At 33.7% G+C, this 12,458-nt stretch carries 11 protein-coding genes; all 11 read left to right on the top strand.

Features of this window, described 5'->3' with window-relative positions:
* Nucleotides 1–6: 6 nt before the first annotated feature.
* The 11 genes from C1Y58_RS09180 (at nucleotide 7) to pabB (ending at nucleotide 12,415) form a co-directional block, all read left to right on the top strand.
* Nucleotides 7–969, top strand: a complete 963-nt coding sequence (locus tag C1Y58_RS09180; protein ID WP_105615714.1) for an ABC transporter permease — start codon at nucleotides 7–9, stop codon at nucleotides 967–969.
* Between the two features lie 12 nt (nucleotides 970–981).
* On the top strand, nucleotides 982–1,899 hold the full coding sequence (gene opp4C, locus C1Y58_RS09175; protein WP_242985365.1) for an oligopeptide ABC transporter permease: 918 nt from the start codon (nucleotides 982–984) through the stop codon (nucleotides 1,897–1,899).
* 8 nt (nucleotides 1,900–1,907) lie between these two features.
* Entirely contained in the window at nucleotides 1,908–2,885 is a 978-nt protein-coding gene (locus C1Y58_RS09170) for an ABC transporter ATP-binding protein (protein ID WP_105615713.1), read from the top strand.
* Nucleotides 2,882–3,853 (top strand): ABC transporter ATP-binding protein, encoded by a 972-nt coding sequence (locus C1Y58_RS09165; protein ID WP_105615712.1) that lies wholly within the window; start codon nucleotides 2,882–2,884, stop codon nucleotides 3,851–3,853. Before C1Y58_RS09170 ends, C1Y58_RS09165 begins: the two co-directional genes overlap by 4 nt.
* Before the next feature lie 125 nt (nucleotides 3,854–3,978).
* Nucleotides 3,979–4,593 (top strand): hypothetical protein, encoded by a 615-nt coding sequence (locus C1Y58_RS09160; RefSeq protein ID WP_105615711.1) that lies wholly within the window; start codon nucleotides 3,979–3,981, stop codon nucleotides 4,591–4,593.
* 267 nt (nucleotides 4,594–4,860) lie between these two features.
* Nucleotides 4,861–5,526 carry an RNA polymerase sigma-I factor gene (gene sigI, locus C1Y58_RS09155; RefSeq protein ID WP_157950030.1) on the top strand — a complete coding sequence of 222 codons (666 nt, stop codon included), beginning with the start codon at nucleotides 4,861–4,863 and terminating at the stop codon, nucleotides 5,524–5,526.
* Nucleotides 5,516–6,676, top strand: a complete 1,161-nt coding sequence (locus C1Y58_RS09150) for an anti-sigma factor domain-containing protein (RefSeq protein WP_105615709.1) — start codon at nucleotides 5,516–5,518, stop codon at nucleotides 6,674–6,676. The genes sigI and C1Y58_RS09150 overlap by 11 nt, the downstream gene beginning before the upstream one ends.
* 249 nt (nucleotides 6,677–6,925) lie before the next feature.
* A complete protein-coding gene (locus C1Y58_RS09145) occupies nucleotides 6,926–9,577 on the top strand; it encodes a hypothetical protein (RefSeq protein WP_105615708.1) in 2,652 nt (883 codons plus the stop codon).
* A gap of 169 nt (nucleotides 9,578–9,746) precedes the next feature.
* On the top strand, nucleotides 9,747–10,337 hold the full coding sequence (folE, locus tag C1Y58_RS09140; protein ID WP_334293834.1) for a GTP cyclohydrolase I FolE: 591 nt from the start codon (nucleotides 9,747–9,749) through the stop codon (nucleotides 10,335–10,337).
* A 150-nt stretch (nucleotides 10,338–10,487) separates the two neighbouring features.
* Nucleotides 10,488–11,060 (top strand): anthranilate synthase component II, encoded by a 573-nt coding sequence (locus C1Y58_RS09135; protein WP_330404409.1) that lies wholly within the window; start codon nucleotides 10,488–10,490, stop codon nucleotides 11,058–11,060.
* The gene (gene pabB, locus C1Y58_RS09130; protein ID WP_105615706.1) at nucleotides 11,054–12,415 is read left to right on the top strand and encodes an aminodeoxychorismate synthase component I; all 1,362 of its coding nucleotides are present in this window, start codon (nucleotides 11,054–11,056) and stop codon (nucleotides 12,413–12,415) included. The genes C1Y58_RS09135 and pabB overlap by 7 nt, the downstream gene beginning before the upstream one ends.
* The last annotated feature ends 43 nt before the right edge of the window (nucleotides 12,416–12,458 follow it).

Raw genomic sequence — 12,458 nt, 5'->3', positions numbered from 1 at the left:
TAGAACATGATTAAATATATCATTAAGAGATTACTGCAACTGATACCTGTAATGTTTCTCATATCAATCATCATTTTCTCCATTATTGTTTTAACGCCTGGTGAACCTATAGGTGCCAATATGGATCCTAGAGCTACAGCAGAACAAAAACAAGCAGAGAGAGAACGATTAGGGTTAAATGATCCGATACATGTACGATATGGTATTTGGATAACTAATGTGCTTCAACTTGATTTTGGAAAATCAACTATCTATAACAAACCTGTTGAAGAAGTCATAGTACCTTATATCATTAACTCTTTGAAGCTCAATGTTTTTGTATTTCTTTTTACATACCTTTTAGCAATTCCTCTGGGGATATATGTGGCGGTTCATAAGGATGGACTGTTTGATCGTTTTGTCACCGTCACGTCTTATGTAGGGGTGTCATTTCCCACATTTTTCGTGGGACTAGTTTTAATCTTTTTGTTCTCCATCAAGCTAGATTGGACCCCTGTATCAGGTATGGTTACCGCAGGAGCTCATTATGAAGGTGTCAAAAGCTTCATGGATGTTTTACATCATATGTTCCTACCAGCATTAACGCTAATTATTGTAAGTCTTCCTCGTTATATACGATATGTACGTATGAATATGCTCAACTCCATCAATCAAGATTATGTACGTACAGCTAGGGCGAAAGGACTTTCAGAGCGTAAAGTAATCTATTCTCACGCTTTTCGTAACTCTCTTATTTCCATTGTTACCCTATTAGGATTTGAAATACCACTACTTTTTTCTGGAGCAGCCGTATTGGAAACAGTATTTAATTGGCCTGGAATTGGTAGGATTATGTTAGATTCTGTCTTTAATAGGGATTATAATTTAATGATGGCTACCTTGGTTTTCTTTGCATTGCTAACTTTAATCGGTAATCTATTTGCGGATATATGCTATGCAGTGGTAGATCCAAGGATCAAAGTGGATTAAGGGGGGAGCAGAGTGAAAATTATACCTAGAAGAAAAAGCAGAGTGCAGGTTAAGTTAGAGTCCATTGAAAGCCCTGGAAAGCTGAGATGGCAAGCCTTTACAGATAATAAACTAGCTGTATTTGGACTTGTTGTCTTTTCAATTATATTATTTGCTGTTATTTTTGCACCTCTACTAACGCCTTATGAAAGGGATGCCATGGATTTTTTGAACTCTAATCTAGAGCCTAATGAGGAGCATTGGTTTGGGACCGATGATCTTGGACGTGATTACTTAACAAGAATTCTTTATGGAGGAAGAGTTTCACTATTAATTGGTCTAATAGCGACAACCATTAGTACTATTTTGGCCATTATAGTGGGTGGTAGTGCTGGTTATTTTGGAGGACGTATCGATAATTTTCTCATGCGTTTTGCAGAGATCGTTATGAGTTTACCTTTTTTACCACTGATGATTACCATATCGGCTGTGACGATGGATATAATCAGACCAGAAAATAGAATGTATTTGGTAATGGTATTACTGGGGCTCATGTCATGGCCAGGCTTATCAAGGATGATACGTGGTGAAATACTTTCTTTAAAAGAGCAGGAATTTATGCAAGCTACTACTGCACTGGGCTTATCGACAATGAGGAAAATTTTTGTGCATTTGATTCCAAACACTATAGGTTATATCGTCGTTAGTGCTACTTTTGGTTTGGCTGGAGCTATCATAACTGAGTCAGTATTATCCTATATTGGTCTTGGTATAGTACCACCTGTACCCAGTTGGGGAAACTTGATCAATTCTGCCAGAGACTATTATATATTTACTGAACGTACGTGGCTATGGATTTTACCTGGTTTAGTCTTATTTACAGCTGTATTAAGTATTAATCTTATCGGAGAAGGATTACGTGACGCCTTCGATCCAAAGAGTAGGAAGTAGGTGATGACATGGAAAATACATTATTAGAGGTAAAAGATTTACGAACATATTTTCATACGAAAAAGGGAGATGTTCATGCAGTTGACGGAGTAGATTTCAGTGTGGACAAGGGGAAAACCCTTTGTATTGTAGGCGAATCAGGTTGTGGTAAGAGTGTTACATCTCTATCCATCATGCAATTGATTGATAAAAAGGGCGAAATTATAAGTGGACAGGTGAATTTTCAAGGTAAAGATTTGCTTCATTATAGAGAAGAAGAAATTCGTCAAGTACGAGGGAATAAAATATCCATGATTTTTCAAGAGCCCATGACATCCCTTAATCCTGTTTTCACCATTGGAAGGCAAGTAGGTGAACCTTTGATTTTGCATAGAGGAATGTCAAAGAAAGCGGCAAAAAAAGAAGCTGTTGAATTATTAACTCGTGTAGGTATACCTCGTGCGGATGAGGTTGTTAATGAATATCCGCATCAATTATCTGGCGGTATGCGCCAACGTGTTATGATTGCCATGGCCCTTGCTTGTGAACCTGAATTGTTGATTGCAGATGAACCCACAACAGCTCTTGATGTGACGATTCAAGCTCAGATTTTAGAGTTGATGAATGAATTGCAAGAAAAGTATGGTATGTCGATTGTATTTATAACCCATGATTTAGGTGTAGTTGCTGAGATGGCGGATCATGTTGTAGTTATGTATGCTGGTAGAATAGTTGAAGAGGCTGATTCACTTGAGCTCTATGATAATCCGATGCATCCATATACAATAGGATTATTAGGTTCTATTCCTGATATCGATAATGATAAAGAACGTCTAGCTAATATAGATGGGGTTGTACCCAATCCATTATCTATGCCAAAGGGATGCCCATTCCATCCAAGATGTGAAAAGGCAACGGAACTCTGTAAAGAAAAACTACCCGAGTTAAGAGAAGTAGTTGAAGGACATAAAGTTAGCTGTCTTTTGTATGAGGAGGGTGAGAGATGAGTCAAGAGGTTTTATTACAAGTCAATAATCTAAAAAAATACTTCCCCATACAGAAAGGTTTTTTCAAACGTACTGTTGGTTACTGTAAAGCCGTAGACGGAGTAGACTTTTCTATTCATAAGGGAGAGACTTTAAGTATTGTAGGCGAATCTGGTTGCGGTAAATCAACAACAGGTAAAACATTACTTCGGCTTTTAGATGCTACTGAAGGAGAAGTTTACTATAAGGGCGAGAATATTTATAATTACGGCTCTAGTAAAATGAAGCAACTTAGAACAGATATGCAAATCATTTTTCAAGATCCTTATAGTTCTCTGAATCCCCGTAGAAATGTTATGCAGACAGTTGGAGAGGCTTTGAAAGCTCACAATATTTGCAAGGGGAAAGAGATAGAAGAACGGGTGATCATGGCTCTAGAGCGAAGTGGACTAAGTGCCTATCATATGAATCGTTATCCTCATGAATTTTCTGGTGGTCAACGACAACGTATTGGTATCGCAAGAGCTTTGGCCCTTGAACCTGAATTTATTGTTGCGGACGAACCAGTATCAGCCCTTGATGTTTCTATTCAAGCCCAGGTTATTAATCTAATGATGGATTTGCAAGAGGAATTTGGCTTTAGTTATCTCTTTATTTCCCATGATCTCAGTGTAGTCAAACATATCAGTGATCGTGTCGCCGTTATGTACTTAGGAAATATCGTAGAGTTAGCAGATACGAATCAAATATACAAGGATCCAAAACATCCTTATACAAAGGCTTTAATTGATTCAATACCTGCGAAACATCCAAGATTGAAGAAAGACAGTTCAGTATTAGAAGGTGACATACCATCTCCATCTAATCCACCAGAAGGTTGTAAGTTCCATACAAGATGTCCTTATGCACAGCATATCTGTAAAGAAGCCTGTCCTGCATTTAGAGAAGTATCAGAAGGTCATTTTGTTGCATGCCATATAGTTAAATAAATTGAGAGTATTTAAAACCCTACTAACTTAGTCTAGTAGGGTTTTAAAATTTTTTTATTTCTGGTCCCTTTTTTAAATGGTATTTACGAATAATATAATAATAGAAAAATTTGGAGGCATGAAAGATGAAATATTTTAAAATGTATGTAACAATAGGATTCTTGCTTATGTTAACTTTAACAGCTTCGGCAAAAACCACAAAAACTAATCATGGTCAGGAAAAAAGTAAAGAAGTACATGAGCGTAATGCAGAACGTTATATTGAAAAGCATAATCTATCCGATTTTGATGTTTACAAAGATGATGATGTTATTGAGATTTATGGATATCTGAAAGACATTGAAGAAGTAATTAGTGACTTAGATATTAGTAAGAGTGAGCGAGAAGCTATACTTAATAAAATCGAAAAAATTGAAGAAGTACTTGATCTTGAAGAAGATGATAAGGATCAGGATGAGGAAGACGAAGACAAGGAAGATGAGGTTCCGGAATTTATTCAAGGAAAAGCAATCATTATTCCTTCGAATATGATTGTAGATGGTATGGGGCTAGATTTATATTATGATGGAGATAATGAAGTAATCATTACAGATGGAGACACTTGGATGGAGTTTGATACCGATCATTTAGTGGTAATAGTTAATGATAAAGTTCATCTACTTGATCCAGAAGAAGTACCCTATGCACCTTTAGAGTTTATTGCGGAGCAATTTGATTTATACGATGGTGATAATGAATAAAAGATAATTAATTGATAAGATCTATTGAAGTGGGAGATCCTTCCCGCTTTTTTCTTAGTATAGGGCAATAGTGAGTTTTGCTCGTAAGGAACCTTACTTTTTATTAAAGTCTGAATTGTTATTAGCGGTATACTCATTTAGTTGACAAATATTTCTTCTATGAATACAGCCATCTAGGGTGGATTAATCTTTTCATTTACTAGGAATTAAACTATAATGAAGAAAAGAAACGTACCAATGATTAACTTAGCTGATAGGAGGATTAGAGTGGAACAAATTGATATAGAAAGCATAATTTCTAATGAAGTAAAAAAAGAAGCTTTCATAAAACAATATATGCCGTTTATTATAAGCATTGTTTCCAAGACGACTAAACGCTATATTAGTACGGAAAATGATGATGAATTTAGTATAGGATTGATTGCATTTAGTGAAGCGATAGAAAAATTTAATCCAAAGAAAGGTAATTTCTTTTCTTTTGCGGAATTGATTATTCGAAATCGCATTATTGATTACATCCGAAAGGAAAAAAATAATCAGGTTATTTCTATAGATAGATATAATGAAGCCAGTCATGAAAATATTCAAGAACATTATATTTTGAAAGAAGAAATGGAATTATTAAAAGAAGAATTGAAAACCTTTAAAATATCTTTGATTAATTTAACAGATCAGGTACCAAAAGGGATTGACACAAGAAGGAAATGTATAGCAGCAGCGAAAGTGGTTCACTCAAATAGTGAATTACTTAACTCTTTATATCGAAAGAAAAAATTACCTAGTACGAAGTTAAGTAGAACTTATGGTTATTCACTTAAATTTATAAAAAGGCATAGAAACTATATCATAGCAAGTGTCATTATATATAATAGTTCATTTGACAGAATAAAAACATATATGACTGAAATGGAGGTGAGTCAAGATGATGTATAAGGGTACGGTTATTGAGGAATCTAAGAAATGTTATATTATTTTTACTGATCAATGTGAGTATGTCAAGGTGAAGAAAGATATAAAAACACAGATAGGTAATGAAATATATTTTATTGAGGAAGATTTATTTCAAGAATCAAAAACATCTGTAAACAGATGGGTGGCAATTGCGGCATCATTCATGTTTATCATCATTTTGATGAGCTATAATCTTTATAAACCGATGGTATCAAATGCTATAGCAGTTGTGAGCGTGGATATTAATCCAAGCATGGAGTTTTACATAGATGAAAACAGAAGGGTACAATCCATTAAGCCGTACAATGAAGAAGCAGAGTTACTTCTCTCAGAAAAATATATTGGAATGTCTGTTGAGCAAGTTATTAATAGGGTTATTGACAGGGCAGTAGAACTCAACTATTTATCCACTCAAAACAATACAGTCTTCATTGCAGGAGGAATATTAAATGAAGATAGTAATATAAGGTTGAGTGATGAGATCAACCAAATTGTAGAAGCCTATGGGAGTAGAAACATTGATATTACTTACGTAGAAGTTTCTGCGGAGTTTATTATTTCAAAAGAAGCAAAAGAAGAGTCTATTGGTAAAATGGCTAAAAACGAACTTAAGAATAACCCTACTACAACAGAAGTGACTACAATGATTGGTGATATCGATATAGCAAGGCAAGACCAAAGCTATGAGAAAAAGCAAGAAAAGGAAGAAAAGAAGGTAGAAATAAAGTTAGAACATGAAGAAAAGAAGGTAGAAAAAGAGATAGAGAATGAAGAGAAGAAGGTAGAAAAAAAGTTAGAGCAAGAAGAAAAGAAGGTAGAAAAAGAGATAGAGCAAGATGAAAAGAAGGCAGAAAAAGAGATAGAGCAAGATGAAAAAAAGACAGAAAAAGAGATAGAGCAAGAAGAGAAGAAGGCAGAAAAAGAGATAGAGCAAGAAGAGAAGAAGGCAGAAAAAGAGATAGAGCAAGAAGAGAAGAAAGCAGAAAAAGAGATAGAGCAAGAAGAGAAGAAAGCAGAAAAAGAGATAGAGCAAGAAGAAAAGAAAGCAGAAAAAGAAATAGTGATAGAACCGGAAAACAAGAAGGCAGAAAAAGAAATAGAACAAGAAAGAAAAAATCAGAAAAAGAAGTAGAGAAAGAAGAGAAGAAAGATAACAAGGATGTGTATGAAAAAGGCTTGTCTTAAGATGATGTAATCCTAAGACTTAGGATGTACTATAAAAAAAAGAGGGGATGTGGTTCAAGGTATTAAAGTAAAAAAATATATCATCATGTTATTGGATGATAATGAGTAAAAGAAAACAGTGGTTTTGGATAAAAGAGCATGTACATATTTTAGTTTGGCAGTTTAAATAATATTTAGTTTATAGGAGGTCGAAAGAATGAAATTAAGAAGAATAATATCGATTGTTTTAGTAATAACTATTTTATCTCTTACAGGAGCACCAGTGGTATTCGCAAAGTCAGGGAAAGGTGGAATGGCACCAGGATTATTGAAAAATATGATCTTAAAATCAGATTTATCAGAGGAAGAAGCAGTAGAACTAATTATAGAAAATTCAGGAAGCTTGTCACCAGGAGTTTTAAAAGAAATAATTCTGGGACTAGATTTATCAAAAGATTCATTAGAGGACCTCGATGAAGAAGGAATATTAGATGGTCTACCAGGAGGAGTATTAAAAGAAATATATTCAGGTGACGATGAAGATGATGATGACGAAGATGACAAAGAGGAAGAAATTGAAGTAAAAGGAAATATAACAGATATAGACTTAGAAGATAAAGTTCTAGAAATAGATGGTAAAGAATATGAATTACCAGCAGAAGTAGAAATTGAAATAGACGGAGAAGAGGCTGATTTAGAGGATTTAGAAATTGGAATGGAAGTAGAACTTGAAATTGAAGATGAAGAAGCGAAAATAGAAGCTGAAAGTGTACAAGGAATAGCAACAATAGAAGGGAATATAGAAGATTTAGATTTAATAGGAACTTACCATATAACAATAGATAAAGAAGAATATAAAATAGCAGAAGAAGTAGAAGTTATTTTAGATAAAGAAAAGGCAACATTAGAAGATTTAGAAGTTGGAATGGAAGCTGAAATTAAAATAATTGATGAAGAAGTAACTCGAATTTATGCTCATAGCATAGGATATGAAGAAGTAGAAGGGAATATAGAAGATTTAGACTTAATAGGAACTTACCATATAACAATAGATAAAGAAGAATATAAAATAGCAGAAGAAGTAGAAGTTATTTTAGATAAAGAAGAGGCAACATTAGAAGATTTAGAAGTTGGAATGGAAGCTGAAATTAAAATAATTGATGAAGAAGTAGCTGGAATTTATGCTCATAGCATAGGATATGAAGAAATAGAAGGGAATATAGAAGATTTAGATTTAATAGGAACTTACCATATAACAATAGATGAAGCAGAATATAAATTATCTCGAGATGCACAAGTAGTTATCAATGGCTTCGCGCGTGATTTAGAAGATCTAGAAACAGGTATGAGTGTTGTTGTAGAATTGCAGAAAGAGATAGTTGTTAAAGTAAATGTAGAGTTTGAGATTGAAGAAATAGAAGGAAATATAACTGGTATAGATCTTGAAGATAGATATATAGTAATAGATAAAGTAGAATATAAGTTAGCTAAAGAAGTGGAAATAAGATTAAATAACGAAGAAGCAATGTTTGAAGACTTAGGCTTAGAAATGGAAATTAATGCTGTAGAAGTTAATGGTGAAATAGCAGAGATAAATGCATTTAAAGAAGAAATTTTAGAGGTACAAGGAAAGATATCAGCTATAAATTTACAAGACAGGTACGTAGAAATTGGCGGAGTAGACTACCAGTTAGCAACAGAGACAATAGTAAAAGTTGATGAAAAAGTAGCAACATTAGAAGACTTAATAGTTGGTATGTTAGTAGAAGCGGAGTTAAGTCATGGAGAAATAGTTAAAATATACGCTGAAATAATAGAGACAAGTAAGCTAGAAGGCGAAATAACAGATTTAGATTTAATAGGTATATATCATCTGTCTGTTGATGATCAAGAGTATGATCTTTTAAGTAAAGCTATTGTAACTATAAATGAAGAAGAAGCACAAATAGAAGATTTACAGTTAGGAATGTCAGCGATAATTTATTTAGTTGATAACGATATAATTAAGATAGAAGCTACAATGGTTAATAGAGAAAGAGTATTAGGAGAAATAAAAGATATTGATCTAATTGGAGTTTATTATGTAAAAGTAGGGGCTAAAGAATATGTATTATCAAGAGAAATACAAGTTACAATAGACGGAAAAGAAGCAACGTTAGAAGATTTAGAGATAGGTATGGAAGCTAATGTGTTTGTTGAAGATGAGTTAGTAACAAAAATAGATGCTAAGACTTCAGAAGTTATTAAGGTTCAAGGATTATTAACAAGTATAAATATAGAGGAAAGAAAGATAGAAATGAATGAAGCAGTATATAACTTATCTGATGAAGTAGAAGTATTCATCGATGAAGCAGAAGCAACATTAATAGATTTAGAAGTTGAAATGAAGATTGAAATAGAAATAGATAATGGATTAGTAGAAATAATAAATGCTAACAGCATACAGCAAAGTGAAGTGTTAGAAGTACAAGGATTATTAACGAAAATAGACCTTGAAGAAAGAAGTATAAGAATAGACGAAGAACAATATGATCTAGCTGAGAATATGGAAACGATAATAGTAAATGGAGTAAATTCTTTATTAGAAGATATAGTTGTAAATATGAATGTAGAGGTTGAGTTACAAAATAATGTAGTTACAAAAATTGCTGTAGAAGACAATGTAGAACAAATTACTGGTGAAATCATTGAGGTATCCTTCACAACTTCAGGAATGAAATTAATAATAGGTATTGTAGATGGTGAAACAGCACAACATCTAGTAAGTAAAGATTTACTAAGTGCTAATCCAGAGATATTAAGCCCTGGTAACTATGCTCAGTTTAAAGTAGTAAACAATATTATAGTAGAAGTTATTATTGAAAACTAAAACATTAAAACATCCCGTAAGAACTAAGTCCTTGCGAGATGTTTTTTTATTAAGGAATTTCTACTGGAATATTATTAAATATTGACTTTCACGTAGTTTTATGATTATATTAAAAGATGAAGAAATTCTTTTGTAGAAGTAAAAAAATATCCCAAAAAAAGGGGGTATATTGATGATTGATAAAAACAAAATTGCATATCACATCAGGGGTATACTTGAAGCGCTCGGTGATGACCCAGAGCGAGAAGGATTAAAAGATACACCAGAACGAGTGGCGAGTATGTATGCTGAAGTATTTGAAGGCATGCAATATAGCAACGATGAAATTGCTGATATGTTTAATAAGACTTTTGAAGAAGATGTTATGATTGAAGAAGAACACAAGGACATGGTCTTTATGAAAGACATTGAGATCTTTAGTCACTGCGAGCATCATTTAGCACTTATGTATAATATGACTGTTGCCATCGCCTATATACCTAACAAGAAGATTATTGGATTGAGTAAAATAGCGCGCATTGCGGATATGGTTGGTAGACGTCTTCAACTTCAAGAGAGAATTGGACAAGATATTGCTGATGTTATGAGTAGAATAACTGATTCAAAAGATATTGCAGTTATTATTAAAGGCGAACATGCTTGTATGACAACTAGAGGTATCAAAAAGAATAATGCTAAGACTTTAACAACAACTTTACGAGGTCAATTTAAAACCAATCCAGTACTTCAGAATCAATTAATGTTATTGTATAATGCTTAATGTTGAAGTAGATTTATGCCTAAAAGCACATGATTAATGTAGAAGTAGTACAAAGTACTGTTGAAGACATTTAGTCATGTGCTCTCTTTAGACTTAAGGGATATTTAAATAGTATTAATCAATTTTAAAGGAGTGGTCTGTATCTTTCTAATGATTGATAACTATGATTCTTTTGTATATAATCTTGTTCGCTATTTTGAAGAATTAGGTACAGAAATCGTAGTATATAGAAATGATGAAATAACCATTGAGGAAATTGAGCACATTAATCCTAAAGGAATCATTATATCACCAGGTCCGAAGGCTCCAGTTCATGCTGGCGTTTGTTTGGATATCATTAAAGCCTTTCAGGGGAGAATCCCTATTCTCGGTATATGCCTAGGATATCAAGCTATTATTCACTCTTTTGGTGGTAATATTATTGAAGGGAAGGAGCCCGTCCACGGTAAGGTTTCTTCTATTCAACACGATGGCTTGGGGATATTCCAAGGTGTAAAAGAATCTGTAAAGGTAACACGTTATCACTCTCTAATAGCAGACAGAAAAAGCTTACCAGATGAGCTGAAGATAACGAGTAAAACTAAAGATCAAGTTATTATGGGGATTCGCCATAAAGAGTATAACATTGAAGGAGTTCAATTTCATCCAGAGGCAGTGCTTACAGAGGATGGTCATAAAATGCTTCAGAACTTTATTGAAGGGTGCGAAGATAAGAAATGCTAAACTATCATATTGCTGAATTAAAGACAGAGCTTGATCCATTTCAACTCTATACATTGTTTCATCATGAAAGAGAGAGCGTCATACTTGAAAGCTCTATGCATAATAATGGTTTGGGGGATTTTTCTATTATAGCTTTTCACCCTGTACATCATTTTTCCTATGAAAATGATTATTGTAACTGTGATGGACGACAATACAAGGGAAATGTCTTTGAAGAGTTAGATCAGTTTATTAAGCAATATAAGCTGAAAAATGATACTGGATTACCTTTTGTCGGAGGAGCGATAGGTTACTTAAGTTATGATTTAAAAGATGCAATTGAGAAATTACCCTCTATGTCAAATGAAATGGTATCTATACCACTTTGCTATTTTAATATCTATGACAGCTATATTCTTATTGATCACAAGAAGAATAAACATTATGTTTGCTGCTTAGGGGTACGTGGTGAATCAAAGGTACTTTGTCAGCAGATCATAGCTATTATTGAAGCAAGTATTGATACTTCAACAAAAATGATAGGAAAAGAAGATAAGGAAACTTTTATTTCTCCTTTTACTAGAGATAGCTATATGGAAGCTGTAGAAGAAATGCGGCAGTTTATTAAAAAAGGGCATATTTACATAGCCAATATGACTCATACCTATACGTGTGAGACTAATAAGGATAGTCGTACATTGTATCAGCACCTACGACAAATTAATCCAGCGCCATTTTCAGCTTACTTACCCTTAGGGGATTTTTCTATAGTATCTTCTTCACCAGAAAGGTTTCTTAAAGTACGTGATGGTATTGTAGAAGCGAGACCTATAAAAGGGACAAGACCAAGAGGAAATAATGTAGAAGAAGATCAGCTCTATAAAAAGGAATTGCTGGAAAGTGAAAAGGATAAATCTGAGTTACTCATGATCGTTGATTTGGAGAGAAATGATTTAAGTAAGGTATGTAAGCCAGGGACAGTTGAAGTGACAGAGCTCTTCAAATTAGAGGCTTATCCTACAGTTTACCATCTGGTTTCTACGGTTAAAGGAGCTTTAAAAGAAAATACTTCTATAGTTGATCTATTAAAGGCTACTTTCCCAGGAGGATCTATTACAGGTGCACCTAAAATACGAGCAATGGAAGTCATTGAAGAGTTAGAGGTTACTAAAAGAAACATTTACACTGGTTCCGTTGGGTATATTGGTTTTGATGGTAATGCTGATTTTAATATAGTCATAAGGACAGTACTAATGAAAGATGGTAAAGCTTATATAGGTGTTGGAGGAGGCATTACTTGGGAATCCAACCCTGAAGAAGAATATGAGGAAACCTTAACAAAAGCTAAAGCACTATTTAAGGCTATAAGGTATTAGGGACTTATTCGAGAGATTTACCTAAGGGAAACGAGGGACAGGA

The organism is Vallitalea okinawensis (assembly GCF_002964605.1).
Lineage (GTDB): Bacteria > Bacillota > Clostridia > Lachnospirales > PQDH01 > Vallitalea_A > Vallitalea_A okinawensis.
The sequence above is the reverse complement of the archived record's forward strand: the minus strand, read 5'-3'. Positions and strand labels throughout refer to the sequence as shown.

What these genes read in the sequence shown, in the direction of transcription:
- C1Y58_RS09180 (WP_105615714.1), top strand. Translation starts at nt 7, where the DNA reads ATGATTAAATATATCATTAAGAGATTACTGCAACTGATACCTGTAATG.
- C1Y58_RS09170 (WP_105615713.1), top strand. Translation starts at nt 1,908, where the DNA reads ATGGAAAATACATTATTAGAGGTAAAAGATTTACGAACATATTTTCAT.
- C1Y58_RS09165 (WP_105615712.1), top strand. Translation starts at nt 2,882, where the DNA reads ATGAGTCAAGAGGTTTTATTACAAGTCAATAATCTAAAAAAATACTTC.
- C1Y58_RS09160 (WP_105615711.1), top strand. Translation starts at nt 3,979, where the DNA reads ATGAAATATTTTAAAATGTATGTAACAATAGGATTCTTGCTTATGTTA.
- C1Y58_RS09150 (WP_105615709.1), top strand. Translation starts at nt 5,516, where the DNA reads ATGATGTATAAGGGTACGGTTATTGAGGAATCTAAGAAATGTTATATT.
- C1Y58_RS09145 (WP_105615708.1), top strand. Translation starts at nt 6,926, where the DNA reads ATGAAATTAAGAAGAATAATATCGATTGTTTTAGTAATAACTATTTTA.
- C1Y58_RS09135 (WP_330404409.1), top strand. Translation starts at nt 10,488, where the DNA reads ATGATTGATAACTATGATTCTTTTGTATATAATCTTGTTCGCTATTTT.
- pabB (WP_105615706.1), top strand. Translation starts at nt 11,054, where the DNA reads ATGCTAAACTATCATATTGCTGAATTAAAGACAGAGCTTGATCCATTT.